Annotated in this window: 22 protein-coding genes; 13 read left to right on the forward strand and 9 right to left on the reverse strand. The window is 69.3% G+C overall.

Going from position 1 to position 19,664, the window contains the following annotated elements; all coding sequences use genetic code 11:
* Positions 1-37 precede the first annotated feature (37 nt).
* From HPY32_RS01170 to rdgB, 4 genes are all read left to right on the forward strand, one after another.
* Entirely contained in the window at positions 38-745 is a 708-nt protein-coding gene (locus HPY32_RS01170) for a rhomboid family intramembrane serine protease (RefSeq protein WP_082870896.1), read from the forward strand.
* Between the two features lie 69 nt (positions 746-814).
* Positions 815-1,579 carry a cyclic nucleotide-degrading phosphodiesterase gene (locus HPY32_RS01175; protein ID WP_067582225.1) on the forward strand — a complete coding sequence of 255 codons (765 nt, stop codon included), beginning with the start codon at positions 815-817 and terminating at the stop codon, positions 1,577-1,579.
* Between the two features lie 46 nt (positions 1,580-1,625).
* A complete protein-coding gene (gene rph / locus HPY32_RS01180) occupies positions 1,626-2,390 on the forward strand; it encodes a ribonuclease PH (protein WP_067585519.1) in 765 nt (254 codons plus the stop codon).
* Entirely contained in the window at positions 2,390-2,998 is a 609-nt protein-coding gene (gene rdgB / locus HPY32_RS01185) for an RdgB/HAM1 family non-canonical purine NTP pyrophosphatase (protein WP_067582228.1), read from the forward strand. Before rph ends, rdgB begins: the two co-directional genes overlap by 1 nt.
* 88 nt (positions 2,999-3,086) lie before the next feature.
* On the opposite strand, the gene HPY32_RS01190 is transcribed toward rdgB, so the two are convergent.
* The 3 genes from HPY32_RS01190 to HPY32_RS01200 form a co-directional block, all read right to left on the reverse strand.
* Positions 3,087-3,482 carry a DUF3817 domain-containing protein gene (locus HPY32_RS01190; RefSeq protein WP_082870897.1) on the reverse strand — a complete coding sequence of 132 codons (396 nt, stop codon included), beginning with the start codon at positions 3,480-3,482 and terminating at the stop codon, positions 3,087-3,089.
* Positions 3,479-3,916, reverse strand: a complete 438-nt coding sequence (locus HPY32_RS01195) for a transcriptional regulator (protein ID WP_067582231.1) — start codon at positions 3,914-3,916, stop codon at positions 3,479-3,481. Before HPY32_RS01195 ends, HPY32_RS01190 begins: the two co-directional genes overlap by 4 nt.
* Positions 3,917-4,124: 208 nt before the next feature.
* Entirely contained in the window at positions 4,125-5,000 is an 876-nt protein-coding gene (locus HPY32_RS01200; protein ID WP_171982684.1) for an oxidoreductase, read from the reverse strand.
* Positions 5,001-5,147: 147 nt separating this feature from the next.
* On the opposite strand from HPY32_RS01200, the gene HPY32_RS01205 reads away from it, so the two are divergent.
* The gene (locus tag HPY32_RS01205; RefSeq protein ID WP_067582234.1) at positions 5,148-7,190 is read left to right on the forward strand and encodes an MDR family MFS transporter; all 2,043 of its coding nucleotides are present in this window, start codon (positions 5,148-5,150) and stop codon (positions 7,188-7,190) included.
* A 12-nt stretch (positions 7,191-7,202) separates the two neighbouring features.
* Here HPY32_RS01205 and HPY32_RS01210 read toward each other — a convergent pair whose 3' ends face one another.
* Positions 7,203-8,408, reverse strand: a complete 1,206-nt coding sequence (locus tag HPY32_RS01210) for an FAD-dependent oxidoreductase (protein WP_067582237.1) — start codon at positions 8,406-8,408, stop codon at positions 7,203-7,205.
* 187 nt (positions 8,409-8,595) lie between these two features.
* Positions 8,596-9,258, reverse strand: coding sequence for a PadR family transcriptional regulator (locus HPY32_RS01215; protein WP_067582240.1), 663 nt, complete (start codon positions 9,256-9,258; stop codon positions 8,596-8,598).
* A 65-nt stretch (positions 9,259-9,323) separates the two neighbouring features.
* Between HPY32_RS01215 and HPY32_RS01220 the strand changes: the two genes are divergently transcribed.
* Both HPY32_RS01220 and mmuM read left to right on the forward strand, forming a co-directional pair.
* Positions 9,324-10,244: a LysR family transcriptional regulator gene (locus tag HPY32_RS01220; RefSeq protein WP_067582243.1), complete on the forward strand. Its 921-nt coding sequence runs from the start codon at positions 9,324-9,326 to the stop codon at positions 10,242-10,244.
* Between the two features lie 92 nt (positions 10,245-10,336).
* Positions 10,337-11,200 carry a homocysteine S-methyltransferase gene (gene mmuM / locus HPY32_RS01225; RefSeq protein ID WP_082871168.1) on the forward strand — a complete coding sequence of 288 codons (864 nt, stop codon included), beginning with the start codon at positions 10,337-10,339 and terminating at the stop codon, positions 11,198-11,200.
* On the opposite strand, the gene HPY32_RS46025 is transcribed toward mmuM, so the two are convergent.
* The gene (locus HPY32_RS46025) at positions 11,193-12,143 is read right to left on the reverse strand and encodes a M56 family metallopeptidase (RefSeq protein WP_067582246.1); all 951 of its coding nucleotides are present in this window, start codon (positions 12,141-12,143) and stop codon (positions 11,193-11,195) included. The genes mmuM and HPY32_RS46025 overlap by 8 nt on opposite strands.
* The gene (locus HPY32_RS01235; RefSeq protein ID WP_082871169.1) at positions 12,140-12,508 is read right to left on the reverse strand and encodes a BlaI/MecI/CopY family transcriptional regulator; all 369 of its coding nucleotides are present in this window, start codon (positions 12,506-12,508) and stop codon (positions 12,140-12,142) included. Before HPY32_RS01235 ends, HPY32_RS46025 begins: the two co-directional genes overlap by 4 nt.
* A gap of 433 nt (positions 12,509-12,941) precedes the next feature.
* Here HPY32_RS01235 and HPY32_RS01240 point away from each other — a divergent pair, with 433 nt between their 5' ends.
* From HPY32_RS01240 to HPY32_RS01255, 4 genes are all read left to right on the forward strand, one after another.
* A complete protein-coding gene (locus HPY32_RS01240; RefSeq protein ID WP_067585528.1) occupies positions 12,942-13,736 on the forward strand; it encodes a helix-turn-helix transcriptional regulator in 795 nt (264 codons plus the stop codon).
* A gap of 37 nt (positions 13,737-13,773) precedes the next feature.
* On the forward strand, positions 13,774-14,175 hold the full coding sequence (locus HPY32_RS01245) for a nitroreductase/quinone reductase family protein (protein WP_067582252.1): 402 nt from the start codon (positions 13,774-13,776) through the stop codon (positions 14,173-14,175).
* A 72-nt stretch (positions 14,176-14,247) separates the two neighbouring features.
* Positions 14,248-14,865 carry a hypothetical protein gene (locus HPY32_RS01250; RefSeq protein WP_067582255.1) on the forward strand — a complete coding sequence of 206 codons (618 nt, stop codon included), beginning with the start codon at positions 14,248-14,250 and terminating at the stop codon, positions 14,863-14,865.
* Positions 14,866-14,899: 34 nt separating this feature from the next.
* The gene (locus HPY32_RS01255; RefSeq protein WP_067582258.1) at positions 14,900-15,547 is read left to right on the forward strand and encodes a pentapeptide repeat-containing protein; all 648 of its coding nucleotides are present in this window, start codon (positions 14,900-14,902) and stop codon (positions 15,545-15,547) included.
* Positions 15,548-15,556: 9 nt separating this feature from the next.
* Here the strand turns inward: HPY32_RS01255 and HPY32_RS01260 are convergent, their stop codons facing one another.
* Positions 15,557-16,882, reverse strand: a complete 1,326-nt coding sequence (locus HPY32_RS01260) for a lipase family protein (protein WP_067582261.1) — start codon at positions 16,880-16,882, stop codon at positions 15,557-15,559.
* A gap of 178 nt (positions 16,883-17,060) precedes the next feature.
* Between HPY32_RS01260 and HPY32_RS01265 the strand changes: the two genes are divergently transcribed.
* Positions 17,061-17,681, forward strand: coding sequence for a TetR/AcrR family transcriptional regulator (locus HPY32_RS01265; protein WP_067585531.1), 621 nt, complete (start codon positions 17,061-17,063; stop codon positions 17,679-17,681).
* Positions 17,682-17,684: 3 nt separating this feature from the next.
* Here the strand turns inward: HPY32_RS01265 and yczE are convergent, their stop codons facing one another.
* A complete protein-coding gene (gene yczE, locus HPY32_RS01270) occupies positions 17,685-18,305 on the reverse strand; it encodes a membrane protein YczE (RefSeq protein ID WP_067582263.1) in 621 nt (206 codons plus the stop codon).
* A 265-nt stretch (positions 18,306-18,570) separates the two neighbouring features.
* On the opposite strand from yczE, the gene trpS reads away from it, so the two are divergent.
* Entirely contained in the window at positions 18,571-19,548 is a 978-nt protein-coding gene (gene trpS, locus HPY32_RS01275) for a tryptophan--tRNA ligase (protein WP_067582265.1), read from the forward strand.
* Positions 19,549-19,664: the final 116 nt, after the last annotated feature.

Here is a 19,664-nt window from a genome sequence, read left to right on the forward strand (position 1 = left end):
TCGTGCGGCGCCCGGGTCCCGTGAGGAGGTTCATGCGATGACCGACGGCATCGGTTCGTCGTTCGATCCCGATCGGATCGCGGCCCTGCGCGGGGTGTCTCGCCCGTCGGGGCTCACGCCGCGTGGCACCTCGTCGGCCGCGCTGAAACTGCTGTGGCAGCGGGCGATCGTGCTGACGCTCGGATTCACCGCGCTGCTCTACGGTGTCCTGGGCATCGACGCGCTCGACCATCACGATCTCGATCAGATCGGCGGTGTCCGACCCCGGACGGGGGAGGGGCTCACCGGCATCGTCTTTGCGCCGCTGTTGCACTCCGGTTTGCCGCATCTGCTCGGCAATACCCTGCCCGTGATCGTGCTCGGCATGCTGACGCTGCTGACCGGAATCGCCCGCGGCCTGACCGCCACCGCCATCGTCTGGGTGATCGCGGGATTCGGCACCTGGGTCATCGGCCAATCGGGGACGACCAATATCGGGGCCTCGGTGCTGGTGTTCGGGTGGTTGACCTATCTGATCTCGCGGGGATTCTTCGCGCGCAATGTGTGGCAGATCCTGATCGGTGTTGTCGTGGGGTTGCTGTACGGGTCGATTCTGTGGGGAATTCTGCCCGGACAGGTCGGAATATCTTGGCAAGGGCATCTTTTCGGGGCCGTGGGTGGAGTGGTTGCCGGCTGGGTACTCTCTGGGGATGAACGTCGTCATCGTCGTGGAGGTCGCGCCGGCCGCCTCCCGTCTGCGGGGTGACAGCACAACCCGGCCGGTGAGAGCGGGGATTCCCTCTTGACCGACAATGCAGCATGGCAGCATGGGGGAATGCGCCTCACCGTCCTCGGATGTTCGGGCAGTGTGTCCGGCCCGGATTCCCCGGCGTCGGGTTATCTGCTGACCGGTCCGGATATGACGCCGACGGTGATCGATTTCGGCCCCGGCATCCTGGGGGCGCTACAGCGGCATCTGGATCCGGGTGAGGTCGACATCTTCCTCACCCATTTGCACGCCGATCACTGCCTGGATCTTCCGGGTTTGCTGGTGTGGCGCCGATATCATCCCAATCCGCCGAGCGGGTGCGCCGTCGTGCGGGGGCCGTCGGATACCGCGCTGCGGATCGGCAACGCCTCCGCCGAGATCGGCGGCGAATGCGACGACTGGTCCGATGTGATCGATATGCGGGTGTGGTCGGAGGGTGTGCCGGTGTCCTTCGGGCCGGGCCATACCGTGACCGCCCGCCGGATGTTCCACCCGCCGGAGTCCTACGGCCTGCGCATCACCACCGCGGCGGGCCGCACCCTCGTCTACACCGGCGACACCGCGCTGTGCCCGGCGGTCTTCGAGCTCGCCGCGGGCGCCGACGTCCTGCTGTCGGAGGCGTCGTGGACCCACGACCCGGCCAATCGCCCTCCGGGTATTCATCTTTCGGGCACCGAGGCGGGCATGGTGGCCGCTGGAGCCGGTGTCGGCGAACTGCTGCTCACCCACATCCCCCCGTGGACCTCGCGGGAGGATGTGATCGCGGAGGCGAAGGCCGAGTTCAGCGGGCCGGTGCATGCGGTGTCGCCGGGCGAGGTCATTGATATCTGAGGGCCGCCGGAGGCGGCGCCAAAAGCACAGCGGTTAGGCTGTGGCCGTGTCTAGACGAGCCGATGGCAGGGCGGACGACGAACTCCGCGAGGTCCGGATCACCCGGGGATTCACCACGCATCCGGCGGGTTCGGTGCTGGTGGAGTTCGGGCAGACGCGGGTGATGTGCACCGCGAGCGTCACCGACGGGGTGCCGTCGTGGCGCCGCGATTCCGGATTGGGCTGGCTCACGGCCGAATACGCGATGCTCCCCGCAGCCACCCACACCCGCAGCAGCCGGGAGTCGGTGAAGGGCAAGGTCGGTGGGCGCACCCAGGAGATCAGCCGGTTGGTCGGCCGCTCGCTGCGCGCGTGCATCGACCTGGCGGCCATCGGCGAGAACACCATCGCCATCGACTGCGATGTGCTGCAGGCCGACGGCGGCACCCGCACCGCCGCCATCACCGGCGCGTACGTCGCCCTGGCCGACGCGGTCACCTATCTGGGCGCGGCCGGGCAGCTCGCCGATCCGCAGCCGCTGTCGTGCATGATCGCCGCGGTCAGCGTCGGCGTGGTCGACGGCCGGGTGCGCCTGGATCTGCCCTACGAGGAGGATTCGCGCGCCGAGGTCGATATGAACGTGGTCGCCACCGACACCGGCACCCTGGTCGAGGTGCAGGGCACCGGCGAGGGCGCGACGTTCCCGCGCTCGACACTGGACAAGCTGCTGGACTCCGCGCTGACCGGCTGCGAGCAGCTGTTCGCGATCCAGAAGGAGGCGCTGGCGCTGCCGTACCCGGGTGTGCTGCCCGAGCCGGAGAAGAAGAAGTAGTGACGCGCACGATCCTGGTCGCCAGCCGCAACGCCAAGAAGCTCGACGAGCTGCGGCGCATCCTCACCGAGGCGGGCATCGAGGGCCTACGGATCGTCGGCCTGGACGAGGTGCCGCCCTACGAGGAGGCCCCCGAAACCGGCGCCACCTTCGAGGAGAACGCCCTGGCCAAGGCCCGCGACGGCGCGGCCGCCACCGGATTGGCCTGCGTCGCAGACGATTCCGGCCTCGCCGTGGACGCGCTCAACGGCATGCCCGGCGTCCTGTCCGCCCGCTGGTCCGGCCGCCACGGCGACGACGCCGCCAACAACGCCCTCCTGCTGGCCCAACTGCACGACGTCCCCGACCACCGCCGCGGCGCCCGCTTCATCTCCGCCTGCGCCCTCGTAGCCGACGGCCGCGAAACCGTCGTCGTAGGCGAATGGCCCGGCACCCTCACCCGCCACCCCATAGGCACCGAAGGCTTCGGCTACGACCCCCTCTTCACCCCCACCAACGAAACCCGCACCTCCGCCCAACTAACCCCCGCCGAAAAAAACGCCACCTCCCACCGAGCCCGAGCCCTCCGAGCCCTCCTCCCCACCCTCGCATCCCTGGCCGAGCGTTAGATCTGGTCTCAGCTCTTTTGAATTGGGCCGGGCCCTTTTGTTCCCTGTTGCACGGCCCCCTGGGGCCGTGCAACAGGGAACTAGCGGTCTACAGGCTGTAGTCGGCGCGGACCTGGCGGGTGCGGTAGTGCTCGCAGATGAAGGAGAGGAAGGGGATGGTGCCCGCTAGGGCCGTGATGATTGTGGTGGCGGGCTTCCAGCGGGTCTTGATGGCCAGGTCGATGGTGAAGACCAGGTAGAGCATGTAGAAGATGCCGTGGATTTGGCCTACGTAGAACAGCCAGTGGGGGGCCTTGCTGCTGTCGTCGAGCAGGAGGTATTTGTAGATCATTTCGGCGCAGAGCAGGAGGAGCCAGACGCCGGTGATGTAGGCCAGTGCGCGGTAGCGGGTCAGCGCCGAGCGGATGCGGGCGGTGTCGCGGGTGGTGGGGCCGGGCGCCTGGGGGGCGGTGGCCGGGGCGGTGGGGTTGTCGGCGGCGCTCAACCGGCGCTCCTCTCGGATTCGTGCGGGATGCCGACCTGCTCGCGGGCGTCGCGCTCGTACAGTTCGGCCAGATACCTGTTGTATTCGGCGAGTACCGGATCGTCGGCGCGCGGCGCGGTCGGCCGGTCCGGCAGGATGCCGGGCGGAATCTCGCGGGGCGCAACGGTTTTCACCTTTTTCCGCGGTCGCTCGGGCGCGGCGGCGGGCTCCGGCTCGTCCGGTTCCCGCGTTTCACGCTCCAGGCGCACGAACCGGATGTAGGCGAACACCACGAACCCCGCGAACAGCGGCCACTGCAGCGCATAACCCAGGTTCTGCGCCGTGCCGCTCGCCGATTCGAACCGACCCCACTGCCACCAGCCCAGCGCCAGGCAGGACAGCGAGGCCACGATCACCAGAATGATCAGAGCCGGGCGGCGGTGTGGAGCGGACACGGCTACCACGGTACTCGTCTACTACACGGTACGTAGTGAGAGGTCCCGGCCAAAAGCATGCCGGGAACAAGAAGCGGGATCAGCATGCGCCGGGAACAAGAAGCGGGATCAGCATTCGCCGGGAACAAGAAGTGGGATCAGCGTGCGCCGGGAACAAGAAGTGGGGATACGCCGGGAACAAGGGGGCGAAGAAATGCGGCCCGGCGCATCAGAACTTGTAGGTGATGCCGGTCAGGCGTTCGGATTCCTCCCAGAGGCGGCGCCACAGGTCTCGGTTTTTGGAGAGTTTGGTGGAGGGGGCGGGGCGGACCGGGCCGTTGACGCCGAACAGGCGGGTGGGGCCCCAGTAGGTGTCGGGGTCGGCGTCGGGGGTGGTGGCGGCGAAGAGGCTGGATTCGGCGGCGTGGGTGGGGGAGTGGCCGATGACGGCGATGACCGGCTTGGCGATGCGGTCGGTGAAGGTTTCGGTGCGGGTGAACAGGTCCGTGGCGGCCATGCCGGGGTGCACCGCGTAGGAGCGCTTGCGCGAGCCGGATTCGGCCAGGCGCCGCTGCAACTCGCGGGCGAACATCAGATTCGACAGCTTGGCCTGCGAGTAGGCGAGGTTGCGCTGGTACCGCCGGTGCTCGTAGTTCAGGTCGTCGATCCACAGCTTGGGCGTCATGGCGTGCGCGACGCTCGACAGCGTCACGATCCGGTCGCCGATCCGGTCCAGCAGCAGCCCGGTCAGCGCGAAATGGCCCAGATGGTTGACGCCCCACTGGGTCTCGAAACCATCCTTGGTGCGCGAGAACGGGATGTTCATCAGCCCGGCATTGTTGATCAGCACATCGAATTCGCCGGTGCGTTCGGCGAACTCGCGCACCGAGGCCAGATCGGCCAGGTCCAGCGCCGCCACCCGCACGTCGCCGTCGATGCCATCGGCCACCTGCTGTGCGGTGGTGGTGTTGCGGCAGGCCATGACGACGGTGGCGCCCTTGCCTGCCAGCACTCGGGTAGTGTGCTTGCCGAGGCCACCGTTGGCCCCGGTGATCACGAAGGTGCGCCCGGTCTGGTCCGGGATTTCGCTGGGATTCCACGCCATGGTCGAGACCTCACTGCCTTACCGTGTACGACGACGCGCCGGTGCGCTCCTGCCTAGACCTTACTTCAGAGTAAGTTTATCCGGTAGGGGAGCCCTACGACGCCGTGTCGTCCTGCCGAACCGGGCAGGTCGGCACATACTGAGCTAATGACCGGTGCCCACGCAGTCGCCGAAGCCGCCGCGCCCGCACCCGTGAGTCGTGGCCGGGCCAATGTCGTATTCGTCGCCGTCGTGCTCGGCATGCTGATGGCCGCGCTCGACTCCACCATCGTCTCCACCGCGCTGCCGACCATCGTCGCCGACCTCGGCGGCGCCGGGCACATGGCGTGGGTGATGACGTCGTATCTGCTGGCCGAGGCGGTGGCGACCGCGCTCGCGGGCAAGTTCGGCGATCTGTTCGGGCGCAAGGGCGTATTCCAGATCAGCGGGCTGATCTTCATCATCGGGTCGATGATCGCCGGTCTGGCACACGGGATGACGCTGCTGGTGATCGCGCGCGCCGTGCAGGGCGTCGGCGCGGGTGGGTTGATGGTCACCGCGATGGCCCTGATCGCCGACGTGATTCCGCTGCGGGAACGCGGCAAATATCAGGGTGCGCTGGGCGCGGTGTTCGGCGTCACCACCGTGATCGGCCCGACGCTGGGCGGATTGTTCACCGACCACGCCAGCTGGCGCTGGTGCTTCTACGTGAACGTGCCGGTCGCGATCGTGATGATAGCCGTTGCGGCACGGGCGATTCCGTCGATCCGCGTGGCGGCCCGGCCGGTGATCGACTACCTCGGCATCGCCCTGGTCGCGATCGGCGTGAGCTGCCTGGTGCTGGCGCTGGAGTGGGGCGGGCAGGAGTACGCGTGGGGTTCGGCGACGATCATCGGGCTGTTCGCCGCGTCGGCAATTCTGTTGGTGGCCTTCGTCTTCGCGGAGCTGCGTGCCCGGGAGCCGATGCTGCCGATGCATCTGTTCCGCAGCAATGTCTTCACCGTCTGCTCGATCCTGAGCTTCATCGTCGGGTTCGCCATGCTGGGCGCGATGACCTACCTGCCCTCGTATCTGCAGTACGTGGACGGAGTGTCGGCGACGGCGTCGGGCCTGCGGACGCTGCCGATGGTGATCGGCCTGTTCACCACCTCCATCATGTCCGGCCAGGTGGTCGGAAAGACGGGGCACTACAAGTACTTTCCGATCGTCGGCAGCGCGGTGATGGCGGTGGGCCTGTACCTGATGTCGACCATGGGACGCGGCACCGGGTTCTGGCTGGAATCGCTGTACATGCTGATCCTCGGCCTCGGGCTGGGTCTGACCATGCAGGTGCTCACCATCGTGGTGCAGAACACCGTCCCGTACTCCGATCTCGGCACCGCCACCTCGGGCGTGACGTTCTTCCGCACCATCGGCAGCACGTTCGGCACCGCGATCTTCGGCACCCTCTACAGCAACAGGCTGCAGCCGAACCTGCGCGACGCCCTGCTGCACACCCCCGGCGTGCCACCCGCGGTGGCGGCCAATCCGCAACTGCTGCACAAACTTCCGTACGAGAAGGCGATCCCGGTCATCGACGCCTACGCGCACACCATCCAGTACGTGTTCCGCTGGGTGGTGCCGGTGGCGGTGCTCGGCTTCCTGGTGGCCTGGTTCCTGCGGCAGGTGCCGCTGCGCGACAGCGCCCGAGCCGAGGCCACCGATGTGGGCCAAGGATTTTCGATGCCGGAGTCGGCGGATCGGGTGCAGCGGCTGGAACAGTCGCTGGCCACCATGATGCGCAAGCTGCGCGACGACGAGCTGCCCGCCCCGCATATTCTGGCGGCCGCGGACAGCCCGCTGACCCGCGATCAGTGGTGGGCGATCGGCCAGGTGCAGATGCTGAACCGGGTCCGCGGCGCGGCCACCATGGACGCCATCGCCCGCGCCCACTGGATGCCGCCCGAGGTGCTGAAACCGGTGTACGACAAGGCCGTCGGCAACGGCTACGTCGAATTCGACGGTGAGCGTATGGATCTCACCGACAGCGGGCGCGCCGAGCTGGATCGGGTGCTCGCGGAATGGCGCCGGTGGCTGTGCGGCTACCTGGACGACTGGGATTGCGCCGACGCGGAGGATCGGCGGCTGCTGGATCAGGCGGTGGACAATATCGCCGCCAGGCTGCTCGACGAGGCCGAGCGACCGGACGTATTGCCCGCTCGCTCGGCCTGATTCGGCGTCGGCTCAGATCCTGGCCAGCTCCGCGGTGACGTCGACCCGGGCGTCCCAGTCGATGGTGTAGCCCTGCTCGCGCCGCATCACCTCGTCCATCTTGCCGAGCTTGGCGAAGATCGGCATCATGACCGGCAGCAGCCGCCGCATCACCGGCCCGAGGGTCTTGGTGTGGTTGACCTTCGCCCCGCGCGCCGCGATGCGTTCCACCCGGGGTCGGCGGATGCGCTCGTAGGTCGCGAAAGCCGTTGCCGGGTCCGGGAAGTCGCGCAGGCAGCGGGCCAGCTGGATGCCGCTCTCCACCGACAGCGACGCGCCCTGGCCGGTGCTGTTGGAGGGTGCGTGCACGGCGTCGCCGACCAGCGCCAGGCGGCCGCGATGCCAGTGCGGTACGGGCGGCATGATGTGCAGGCCGCCGACGGTGATCAGATTCTCGGGGCGGGTGTCGCGGACGAACATGCCGCCCGGGACGTCGTCGCGGTAGGTCTCGCGCAGGATCCCGAGCCAGTGCTCGGCCGGGGTGGCGCGCGCCTCCGACATCGAAATGTACTGCTTCTGCGGCAGATTCGCGCCCCAGCACACCCGGCCGTCGGGCATGGACCAGTACAGGTAGTAGGCGTTCTTCCCGAAGTGGAAGAACATCGTGTCCGGCTCCAGCTCGACCGGGGAGTCGAGGAAGGCGCCGAAGCCGAGGAGGCCCGTGTAGTCCGCGGCCGGTGCGTTCGGGTCGATCAGGGTGCGCACCAGCGATTTGATGCCGTCGGCGCCGATCAGGATGTCGGCGTCGGCGGTGGTGCCGTCGGCGAAGCGGGCGGTCACGCCGTCGCGATGTTCGTCGACGCCGACGAGGCGCTTGTCGTACTCGAACCTCACCCCGGACGCCACCGCGTGATCGTGCAGCACCGTGTGCAGGTCGCTGCGGTCGACCGCGTGCAGCGGCTCCATACCCGTGGGCGCGGGCAGCCGAATGGTGTTGGTACCCATCATCATAACGGTGTTGTGCATGGGCAGCGCGACCTTGCGGACCGCGTCACCGGCCCCGATGATATCCAGCGCGGCCAGCCCGTTCGGGGCGAGGCCGAGCGCCGCGCCGATGTTGTAGGCCGGGCCCGGATACGCCTCGTAGACGCGGGCCTCGATACCGGCCTGGTGCAGGGCCGTGGCGGTCACCGGACCGGCGATGCCGCCGCCGATGATCAAAGCGGAACGAATGGACATGACGGATCTCCCTGGTTGGTTCGGTGGTGCTCGAACAGCGCCCCAGGGAGCCCGGTTATCCTGTAGCTGCCACACTCGGTCCGGGTTCGCCTGCAAACGGATGCGGTTCGAGACGGTGATTCGATCGGGCTCGGCGTCGGTGTTGCCGCACCGCGCCGGGCCCGATTGCTTTGAGCGAGCGAAGGATTCACGAATCCTTCGGCGCCCGGAAGTCCCCCCTTTCGACCATCGCCACGATGTCTGCCGGTGGCGTGCCGTCGGCATGCCATTGCCGCCAGAGATCGATGTGCGGGAACGCACCGGAGGCCAGCTGGTCGCGCAGGGTGCGCGCCCACTCGGCCTCGGCCTCGAGCATCGCGACCGAGAACTCGGCCTCGACGAGGAACAGGCGCGGCAATCCGGCCGCGGTCATGGTGGTGAGCTCGGCGCGCGCCGTGGCCGTCACCTCGTCCAGCTTGGTGACCCGCTCGCCCAGCAGGGCTATCACCCGGTCGGGGCTCAGCAGGCCCATGATGGACAGGCCGGAGACGAAGCGGTGGTGTTCGGGCTCGGGCGTGGACAGCAGCTCGGCCGTCCAGTCCTCCATTTCGGTGCGACCCGCGGCGGTGAGGCGGTAGATGGTGCGCTCGGGCCGCGCGCCGTCGCGCTCGCTGCCCGCCACCTCCAGGAACCCGTGCTTCTCCAGGTTCTGCACCACCGTGTAGAGCGAGCCCCACTTGATGTCCATATCGCGTTCCTTGCCGCGACTGCGCAACACCGCGGCGATCTCGTAGCGATGCATCGGCCGCTCGACCAGCACCGACAGGACCGCCAGGCCCAGCAGGTTCTCGACCTTCCGTTTCTTCGCCATCGCGCCTCCTTACTCGCCTACGAATATACGTCTACGAGTATTCGTCCGCAAGTAGACTCGGCGAGATGAATGGCACGGGGAGCGAGGGCGGTCTCGACCTGGTCCAGCTGCGGACGTTCCTGGCGGTGTATCGGGCGGGGTCGGTGACGGCGGCGGCGCGCCAGGTCGGGCTGTCGCAGCCGACCGTGACCACGCAGCTGCAGATGCTGGAAAAGCGGTGGGGGAGCCAGCTTTTCGAGCGGCTGCCGCGCGGGGTGACGCCGACCGCGGCCGCCGACGAGCTGGCCGCGCGGCTGGCCGGGCCGATGGACGCGCTGGAGGCGATCGCGGGCGGGGGAGTGCGGGCCCCGGTCGCGCAGCCGCCGGTGCGGTTGGCCGGTCCGGCGGAAATGCTTGCCGCGCTGGCACTGCCCGCGCTCGCGCCGCTGATCGCGCAGGGGGTGCGGCTGACGGTGACCGACGGGGCGAACGAGGACCTGCTCGCCGGGCTGCGCACCGGTCGGTACGACCTGGTGCTGTCGGAGATCCGGCCGCGCGGGCGGACCGTGCGGGCCGAGGCGCTGGTGGACGAGGAATTCGTGCTCGTCGCCGCGCCCTCGGTGGCGGCCGGGATCGACGCCCGGCGGCTGCGCACGCACGGGCCCGCCGAGCTGGCCGGGCTACCGCTGATCGGTGACGCCACCGACCTCCCGATGGTGCGGCACTACTGGCGGCACGTCTTCGGCCTCCGGCTCGATGCCGAACCGGCGGTGGTCGTCGCGGATCTGCGCGCGGTCGCGGCGGTGGTCGCCGCCGGTGGCGGGGTGAGCGTGCTGCCACGGTATCTCATTGCCGCACAGCTGGATTCGGGTGCGCTGGCGCCCCTGCTGGAGCCGGGGGACCCGCCCGTCAACACCGGCTTCCTGGCCCGCCGCATCGGCGCCCCCGCCCTCCCGCACGTGGATCTGGTGTACGACGCCCTGCTGGCGGCCGGGCGCGGCCGGTAGTCGTCGTCCCGGCTCGGTGCGCCGGAGTCGTGCGCGGTGCACGGCCCGCGACCTAGAGTGAGGTTGTGGTGTTCGATCCGCGGGCGGGGGTGCTGATCTCGGACGGGGGGCTGGCGACCGAGTTGGAGGCGCGCGGGCACGATCTGGCGGATGCGCTGTGGTCGGCGCGGCTGCTGGTGGATGCGCCGGAGGCGATCCGGGCCGTGCACGCGGCGTTCTTCCGCGCCGGGGCGGTGATCGCGACGACCGCCAGCTATCAGGCGTCCTTCGACGGGTTCGCCGCCGCCGGTCTCGATCGCGCCGAGACGATCCGATTGCTGAGGCGCAGTGTGGAATCGGCCCGCCAGGCCCGCGACGAGGCGTCCGGCGACGGCCGCCCGCGCTGGGTGGCCGCGTCCGTCGGCCCGTACGGGGCGGCCCTGGCCGACGGCTCCGAATACCGTGGGCGCTACGGCCTTTCCGCGGCGCGACTGCGCGACTGGCACGCCCCCCGGCTGGCGGCCCTGGCCGAGGCCGAGCCGGATGTGCTTGCCCTGGAAACGATCCCGGACGCCGACGAGGCCGAGGTGCTGGTGGATCTGGTGGCCGACCTCGGCCTGCCCGCGTGGCTCAGCTACACCGTCGCGGGCGAGGCCACCCGCGCGGGACAGCCCCTTCCCGATGCCTTCGCCGTCGCCGCCGACGCCCCGAACATCGTCGCCGTCGGCGTGAACTGTTGCAGTCCAGCCGATGTCGCCCCCGCCATCGCCGCCGCCCGGGCCGCCACCGGCAGACCCGCGGTCGTCTATCCCAACAGCGGCGAGGGCTGGGACCCCGTCGGCCATACCTGGACCGGACCCGCGCTCTTCTCGGAAACCCAAGCCCACGAATGGGTTTCCCTCGGCGCGACCATTATCGGCGGCTGCTGCCGAGTGCGGCCCGCGGATATCGCCCGCCTCGCGGCGGCGCTCACGTGAGGCAGAGCCAGAGCTCGGTCGCGGCGGCGGTGGTGACCAGTGCCGGGCCGGTGACGGCGATGCCGATGCCGGTCAGCAGGCCCGCGCGGGTGCGGTAGTGCGGGCCGGGGTCGGGAGCGGCCAGGCGCCGGGCGCGGGCCAGGATGTCGGTTCCGCTGGCGCCCAGGGCATTCGAGGGGACCGTGCCCGACATGGCGAGCAGGCCCGACAGCAGCGGGACCCGGCCGTGGGTGCGGACGGCGGCATCGTCGGCGGACATCTCCAGCAGGCGCGCGATCTCGCGGGCGCCGACGGTACACAGCCGCAGCCGGGGGAAGGTGGCGGCCAGGCCGCGGGTCACCGCCAGCAGCAGGGGATGATGGCGGGCGAGATGGGCGTGTTCGTGGGCGAGCACCGCGGCCAGTTCGCGATCCTCGAGCGCGGCGAGGGCGGCGCTGGTGACCACCACCACATTCGGTTCTCCCGCAACGCAATACGCGGCCCGCTCGGGGGTATCGACGACCACCACCTCGCCGACATCGTGGCGCTGCACGCGGCGGCCGGTCAGGCGCAGCGCCTCGGCGTGATCGCGCGAGCGCAGCCGCATCCGCCGCAGCAGCCGGGCCAGCCGCACCCCGAGCATCGCGATCCCCGCGACCAGTGCGGCCGTCACCGCCACCAGGGCGAGTTCGGCGGCGAGACCGGCATGCCCGGTCGCGATCACCTCGGCCTCGTGCAGCCCCTCGGCCATCAGTCGCTCCGGCCGCAGCCAGGAGTGCGTGGCATCGGCGAGCGCGAGACCGGCGGCGACGGCCCAGCAGCCGAGCGCGCTGACGATCAGGGTCGACCACGCCGCCACACCCAGTCGCGGGGCGACACCGTGGCGGGTCAGCCGCGGGAGCACCCGCGGGGCGCAGACCGCCACCACGGTCGCGAAGACGAACAGTCCGAGGGCCGCGCTCACTCCTCGGCCAACTGTCTCAGTGCCGCGCGCAGTCGCTCGGACTCCTCGGGACCGATCTGCTCCACGAAATGCGCGAGCACCAGATCCGACCGGCCGCCGTCGTGCAGTGCCTCCTGCATCAGTCGCGCGCTGTGCTGCTCCCGGCTCAGCTTCGGCCAGTAGCGGTATGCCTTGCCCTCCCGGCGGCGCTCCAGCCAGCCCTTGCGATGCAGGTTGTCCATGGTGGACATGACCGTGGTGTAAGCGATCTCACGCTCGCGCGCGAGCTCGTCGAACACCTCCCGCACCGTCGTCTGTTCGCCCTCACGGTTCCAGAGCCGGTCCATGACCACGGCTTCCAGGTCCCCGAATCCGCGTGTAGGCAACTGCACCTCCCTCGTCGTGCCGCCCCGAAAGGCGGGTCGGCTCGGGACATACTATCTACGTAACCCGCCCGTAGTCGGGTGAGCGAGCGAACGCGGTTTGCTAATCAGACAAAATTCACCTACTGTCTACGTACGTAGGTGATAACGAATCGCCTGGCACACACTTCGGCGGACCTCCCTCAACAGTCCGCCGGAAGGTCGCGACGCGACCGATCGATCCGCGTGCGGTACCCGGGCTTCCCTCATCAGCCCCGGCTGCCGCGACCGCGCCGGGGGACACGGCGCGACCGCGGACCGGTCGTGACGCTCGTGACCGCGCCACCCCCGGATCCGGCGCCGGCACGCCGGTTCCCGGGGGTGGTTTCTCGTCTGTCGCGCCGCGATTCCCCGCGGGGAATGGCGCACCGCCGCCGCACTGTCGATCATGGGCATCATGACGACCGCACTGGCAGATCCCGGCCCGTTCGCCCGGGAGTTGCGGCGTTGGCGCGGGCTGCGGCGCTGGAGCCAGCTCGATCTCGCGATCCGCGCCGACACCACGCAGCGCCACCTGAGCTTTCTCGAGCAGGGCCGCTCGCACCCGGGCCGGGCGCTGGTGCTGCGGCTGGCCGAATCGCTGGAACTGTCGCTGCGCGACCGCAATACGCTGCTGGCGGCGGCGGGCTATGCCCCGGCCTACCGCGAATCCGGCGTGGACGCACCGGAATTGGCGCCCGTGCGCGGGGCATTGCGCGGCATCCTCGACGGGCACATGCCGTATCCGGCGCTGATCGCGGACCGGCGCGGCACCCTGCTCGAATCCAATGCCGCCTTCGGCCTGTTCACCGAGGGCTGCGCGCCCGAACTGCTGCGGCCGCCGGTGAATACCCGTCGCCTCGCGCTGCATCCCGACGGCATGGCCCGGCGGGTGCTGAATCTGCCCGAGTGGGGACGGCACGTGACCGAGGCACTGCGCCAACGGATTCGGATCAGCCCGGACCCCGAGCTGGAGGCATTGGTCGCCGAATTGGAGGGCTACCTCCCGCCCGCCGACCCCGGCCCCGGCTACCTCGGCTTCGCCGTCCCGCTCCGAATGCGCTGTGACACCGGCGAATTGCGCTTCATCACCACCCTCACCTCCTTCGCCACCGCCACCGACGTCTCGCTGTCCGAACTCCACCTGGAGGCCCTGCTCCCGGCCGACGAGACCACCGCCCGCTATCTGCGCCAGCGCGCCGAATCGCGGTGATCCGTCGGCGGTGCCGCGCATGCGATAGCGTCGGCGCATGGTGAACCGTCGTGATCTGCAGCATCGAGTCATCACGAGCTTTCAGCGGAATATCGGTAATCCGATCCTGCGCCGACTGGGCGGGCAGACCCTGCTGGAGACGACCGGGCGGGTCAGCGGGCAGCCGCGGATCACCCCGATCGGCGGCCGCCGCACCGGAAACTCGTTCTGGTTCGTCTCCGAATTCGGGGACCGCTCGCAGTACGTCCGCAATATCCGCGTCGACAATCGGGTGCGGCTGCGGCTGCGCGGTCAGTGGCACACCGGCACCGCGCACCTGCTGCCCGACGACGACGCGGTGGCCCGGCTGAAGGAACTGCCCCGTTACAACAGCACGGTCGTGCGGGCATTCGGCACGGATCTGCTCACGGTGCGCGTCGATCTCGACCCAATACCGTGATCTTCGGTAACGTGCCTGATGGATGGGCTTTTCGGAGCATCGGTGCAACTGGTGGACGAAAGGTTGTCGACAATGGCGTCACCGGAGAACGGGCAGCAGACTCCGCCGTCCGGCGGCGGAAAAACCACCACCCCGCGCAATATCGCCATTGCCGCGGTGATCGTGGCGATCATTGCGGTGGCCGCGCTGGTGGGGGTGCTGGTCGACCGATCGGACAAGGGATCGGGCAGCACGACGACCAGCACGACCACCCCGGCGCCCACCACCTTGAGCACCGCCCGCCCGACGTCGTCGGCCCCGGTTCCGCAGCCGCCCGGCCCCGCCCGGCCCACCGCCGCCCCGAAACCTCCTGCCCCACCGGCACCCTCGCCGCGACCCGCCGCCCACAAGGTCGGTGACGACTGCTCCCACGACGGCATCGTGGCGCAGTGGGGTCTGGCCCCCGATGGCAGCTGGGCCTGTATCCCGCAGGGCCAGGGCGGCGACGAACACCAGGTCGGTGACGACTGTTCGCACGACGGCATAGTCGCCCAGTGGGGCCTGGGCCCCGACGGCGCCTGGATCTGCATTCCCCAGGGCCAGGGCGGCGAGCAGGGTGGCGGCATCCTCACGCCCCCGCCTCCGCCGGTCACGCCGACCGTCCCGGGCGTACCCGAGATTCCGACTCCGCCGGGGCCGGGGGCGAGATAGCCGGGTTGTCGGTGGGGTCGCCTAGGGTGCAGGAGTGCCTCGTGACCTTGCCGATCTGCCCTATGCCCGCTATCTGACGGCGTTCGATGCCGAGCTGGAATCGGATTACGATTACGAGTCCGTTCATCTCGACAATGCCGTGTTCGACGACCTCGATGTGCATGGTGTGCGATTCACCGAGTCCGCGTTCACCGGGGTGGCCTTCGCCGGGGGCATCATGCAGCACGGGCGATTCGACGATGTCTGGCTGCGGGGCGTGCGTTTCGTCGGGGTCAATCTCGGTCAATCCACCTGGCTGAACAGTGAATTCGTGGACAGCGCGCTGTCGGGCGTGGAGCTGGTCGGTGCGACGGTGCGCCGAATCCGGTTCGAGGGCTGCAAATTCGAGTCGGTGAACTTTCGCACGGCGCAGCTGCGGGACGTCAGTTTCGTCGACTGTGTGCTGCGCGACACCGATTTCAGCGAGGCCGGGCTGACCCGGGTGACGTTCCCGGGCTCGCGTCTGGACGGGGTCACCCTGCACCGCTCCACCTTGGACGCGGTCGACCTGCGCGGCGCGGCGACCCTGGACCTCACCGCCGGTATCGACTCGCTGCGCGGTGCCATCGTCGGCACCGCGCAGCTGCTCGACCTGGCGCCCGCCTTCGCGCGGGCCGCCGGAATCATCGTGCGCGACAACTGAACTCGGGCGTCAGATGCCGATCCGCAGCCGGGGTCCGGGCGGCAGGCCGCGCAGCATCGCGCTGATCCAGGTCTCCGCGGCCGGGAGCACCGACAGGTCGGCGGCCACATGCTCGGGGATCGGCGTGGTGACGTAGCGCAGATCGACGCCGCTGTTCCAGTACGCGTCGACCGTCGATTTGATCGAATCCGGGAACGGCAGCAGCTCGTCCCAGATCCCGTGCCACATGAGGACCGGCATATCGGGCAGATTCTGCGGCTGCCCGAGGCTCTGCTCCACCAGAACATTGTGAATGGCCGGATCGTCGAGGCTCTTGCCCGGCCGCAGATACGCGCTCACCGGGCGATAGGCCCCGGTGAGGGCGCTGGTCCACACGCACCGTCCCCGAACGTTTTTCAGCAGCTCCTGTCCCTCCGGCGTCAGGTACTCGGCCGGATCGAACACCTCGGGATAGCTGCGCGACAGATTGGCCAGCGCCAGCCACATGGTGAAATTCGCCGGACCGCTGAAGTTGGCCAGGCCCTCGTCGTGGGAGATGTTGTGCCGGGCGATCTGCACCATGTCGCCGGGCACCCCGCCCTCGGCCGCACCGAGGATCCGCAGCTCCGGGGCGTAGGCGCGATGCCGCTCGGCGGCGCGGGCGGTCCCGCTCCCGCCGCCGGAGTAGCCGTACAGCGCGGCGGCTGAATCCGCCAGTCCCAGCGTGGGATCGTTCTTCGCCGCGCGAATGCCGTCGAGCACCAGATTGCCCTCGCCGAAGGTCAGGAACTCGGTGCCGTCGAGGCCGTCGAAATCGGTGACCGCCACCGCGAATCCCTGTGCCAGGAAACCGGCCAGCAGGGTGATCTCCTTGAAGATCCCCGCCCGCAACGTGAACGACGGATTGCACAGCGCCGCACTGCCATCGATGGCCTCCTGATACGACAGGATCGGGCGCGGGCTGCCGATCCACGGCACCGGCGGAATCAGCACGGTGGTCGCGGTGACCGCGGCCCGGCCGCGAACATCGGTGGTGCGGAACAGGATCTGGCGGGTGGTCAGCGGCATCGGAATGCCCGTCACATACGTGCCCACGTCGCGGGTGCGCACGATCTGCCCGTTCGCCATCGAATCCAGCCCCGGCGGCGGCGCGTACCAGGGATCGGTCGCCGGATCCGGCGCCGGCAGATGGCGATACAGGTCGGGCTCCTTCGGCAGATCCGGGAGCTGATTCTGATCGGGGGGCATCGGCGGGAGCGGATCGGCGAGCGCGGTGGCGGCCCCGGCCACACTCGACATCAGCAGTACCACCGCGGACACGGCCACGGCCACAACGGGTTTACGGAGGGAGAACATGCTCGTCCTTTGCGATCGGCGATGATCGGCACGCCCTACACAGATACCGAATGCTCGCTAACGCTAGCGGAGCCGTTCCGGAATGGGAATGTTTCCGAGAAACCTTCTGCCCGAGGTGTTTACGCTGGTCGGTCGGCATTGTGAAGACGCACAGAACGGGGCCGCCATACTGGGCATCATGCCCGAAAAGTCGGAACGCGCCGAGCGTCGTACCCAACAGCAGCGCCGGGAAGCGACGATCGCGAAATTGGTCGACGCGGCCATCGACACCATCATCGAGGACGGCTATTACCGGACCACGATCGCCGCCATCTGCGGCCGTGCCGGAGTGTCGGCCGGGGCGCTGTTCCGTCACTTCGAATCCCGGCTGGCCCTCATCGCGGTCGTGGCCGAGGAGATCAGCCGCCGCATCCTGGCCGAGGCGGACGGGGTGCTCGCCGTGCCGCGCGACGAGCGCGCACCGCAGGTGGAGAGCGCGCTGCGGCTGCTGGCCGGGCTGGCGGGGTCGCCGCTGGTCGACGCCTGGCACGAGATGATGGTGGCCGCCCGCACCGATCGGGAGCTGCGCGAGCGGATCGCCCCGGCGCTGCCGCGGTTCTACGACGGAATCCTGGTGCGCGCCAAGGCACTCGGCGCACTCGACGGGCTCCCGGAGTCGGTGCACGAGCTGGCGGCCTTCTCGCTCACCCATTTGTTCTCGGGGGCGGCCCTCACCGGCAGCGTCTACCCGCGCCCGGACCTGGATGCGCGCCGAATTCCCTTGGCGGTGGCCTGGATTCGGTCCACGCCGGAACTGTAGGGGTCAGGCCGGTACCGGTTGCGGGGCCGGGGTGGTGTGAAAGCCCGGGAGCCAGCGATCCACGAACGGGATCAGCGCATGGATGAGCGGGCCGATGCCGAAGGCGTAGACCAGGGTGCCGATGCCGACGCTGCCGCCCAGTAACCAGCCGGTGACCAGCACGGTCGCCTCGATGCCGGTCCGCACCAGCCACACCGGGCGGCCGGTGCGGCGAACCAGGCCGGTCATCAGGCCGTCGCGCGGGCCCGGGCCCATGCCCGCGCCGATGTAGAGCACGGTGGCGACCGCATTGAGCAGGACCGCCGCCACCATCGCGCCGATGCGCACCGGGAGCGGGTGGGCCTGCGGCAGCAGCCACAGCCCCGCGTCGACCGCCAGCGCGATCACCACGACATTGCTCACCGTGCCCAGTCCCGGCCGCTGCCGCAGCGGAATCCACGCCAGCAGCACCGCGATACCGGTGGCCGCGGTGACGGTGCCGAAGCTGACCGGCACGTGCCGCGCCACGCCCTGATGGAACGCGTCCCACGGGTCCAGGCCGAGGCCCGCGCGGATCATCACCGCCATGGACGTCCCGTACAGCCAGAGTCCGAGGTAGAGCGCGAATAACCGGCGAAGCAACATTCGGCAAGCATGCAGGCAACTGGCCTTCGAAAACAGAGCCAGTCGGTCACGGGTGGACTGGTTTTCGGGCGGCGAAAAAGCTCTGGCCGGAGCCACGGGGGTGCTGTTAGTCTCGCGAGGTGCGGACCCTCGTTCATCTCGTGTGGTGGCGGCCCTGACGGGTGGCCACCACTTATCCGCATGCTCTGTAACAACGGCCGCCCGAATCGGGCGGCCGTTGTTCGTGTGATGCCCGATTCGGCTCGCCCCGAAAGGAATCCATCACATGCCACGACGACTCACCGGCTTCACCCCCTCGGGCGATCTGCACCTGGGGAACTACTTCGGAGCCATCGAACCCGCGCTCCGCGAGCAGGTCTCGGGTGACACCGGCATCTTCATCTCGGACCTGCACGCCCTGACGCTGCCGCACGATCCGGCCGAGGTGCGCAGGCGCACGCTGGAATTCGCGACCCTGCTGCTGGCCGCGGGCGTCGATCCCGGTCTCGGCCCGTTCTTCGTGCAGTCGCAGGTGCCCGAACACACCGAGCTGCACTATCTGCTCGAATGCGCCACCGGCTACGGGGAGGCGCGGCGGATGATCCAGTTCAAGGAGAAATCCCGGCGCGGACAACAGGTTCGGCTGTCGCTGCTGACCTATCCCGTCCTGATGGCCGCCGACATCCTGCTCTACGACGCCGAGGAGATCCCGGTCGGCGAGGACCAGCGCCAGCACGTCGAACTCGCCCGCGATGTCGCCACCCGCTTCAACGCCGCCTACGGTCCGGTGTTCACCCTGCCGCGGGCGGTGAATCCACCGGTGGCCGCGCGCATCATGGATGTCGCCGATCCCACGGTGAAGATGAGCAAGTCGCTGTCCGCTGCGGGCTCGCTGCGGCTGCTCGACCCACCGGATGTGTTGCGCCGCACCGTGATGCGCGCTGTGACCGACGGCGGCGCGGAGGTCGCCTACGACCCCGGCCACCGGCCCGGCGTCGCCAACCTGCTGACCATCCTGTCGGCCTGCACCGGAACCCCACCGGCCCGCCTGGCCGAGAACTTCAGCGGCTACGGCACCTTGAAACACGCGGTCGCCGACGCCGTTGTGGCCCTGCTGGAACCGATCCAGCGCCGCTACGCAGAGCTGTCGGCCGATCCGGAGTATGTCCGAAAGGTACTGCGGCAGAGCGCGATAGAAGTCCGGGAAAGAGCCGCGGTCAAGGTGGCGCAGACCAAGGAAGCGATCGGCCTGCTACCTGTGTGAAGATCCCGGCCAAAAGCACGCCGGGATCACAGGATTCGGATGCGCGCTGGAGTGGGGGATTTGGATGCGCGCCGGGGTAGCGGATTCGGATGCGCCATGAGATCCCGGCATGCTTT

Source organism: Nocardia terpenica, assembly GCF_013186535.1.
GTDB classification, from domain to species: domain Bacteria; phylum Actinomycetota; class Actinomycetes; order Mycobacteriales; family Mycobacteriaceae; genus Nocardia; species Nocardia terpenica.

Bases quoted from the DNA above. Each gene is read 5' to 3' on its own strand.
- HPY32_RS01170 (WP_082870896.1), top strand. From the start codon at position 38: ATGACCGACGGCATCGGTTCGTCGTTCGATCCCGATCGGATCGCGGCC.
- HPY32_RS01175 (WP_067582225.1), top strand. From the start codon at position 815: ATGCGCCTCACCGTCCTCGGATGTTCGGGCAGTGTGTCCGGCCCGGAT.
- HPY32_RS01200 (WP_171982684.1), bottom strand. From the start codon at position 5,000: ATGGCGTGGAATCCCAGCGAAATCCCGGACCAGACCGGGCGCACCTTC.
- HPY32_RS01205 (WP_067582234.1), top strand. From the start codon at position 5,148: ATGACCGGTGCCCACGCAGTCGCCGAAGCCGCCGCGCCCGCACCCGTG.
- HPY32_RS01210 (WP_067582237.1), bottom strand. From the start codon at position 8,408: ATGTCCATTCGTTCCGCTTTGATCATCGGCGGCGGCATCGCCGGTCCG.
- HPY32_RS01215 (WP_067582240.1), bottom strand. From the start codon at position 9,258: ATGGCGAAGAAACGGAAGGTCGAGAACCTGCTGGGCCTGGCGGTCCTG.
- HPY32_RS01220 (WP_067582243.1), top strand. From the start codon at position 9,324: ATGAATGGCACGGGGAGCGAGGGCGGTCTCGACCTGGTCCAGCTGCGG.
- HPY32_RS01240 (WP_067585528.1), top strand. From the start codon at position 12,942: ATGACGACCGCACTGGCAGATCCCGGCCCGTTCGCCCGGGAGTTGCGG.
- HPY32_RS01245 (WP_067582252.1), top strand. From the start codon at position 13,774: ATGGTGAACCGTCGTGATCTGCAGCATCGAGTCATCACGAGCTTTCAG.
- HPY32_RS01250 (WP_067582255.1), top strand. From the start codon at position 14,248: ATGGCGTCACCGGAGAACGGGCAGCAGACTCCGCCGTCCGGCGGCGGA.
- HPY32_RS01260 (WP_067582261.1), bottom strand. From the start codon at position 16,882: ATGTTCTCCCTCCGTAAACCCGTTGTGGCCGTGGCCGTGTCCGCGGTG.
- HPY32_RS01265 (WP_067585531.1), top strand. From the start codon at position 17,061: ATGCCCGAAAAGTCGGAACGCGCCGAGCGTCGTACCCAACAGCAGCGC.
- yczE (WP_067582263.1), bottom strand. From the start codon at position 18,305: ATGTTGCTTCGCCGGTTATTCGCGCTCTACCTCGGACTCTGGCTGTAC.
- trpS (WP_067582265.1), top strand. From the start codon at position 18,571: ATGCCACGACGACTCACCGGCTTCACCCCCTCGGGCGATCTGCACCTG.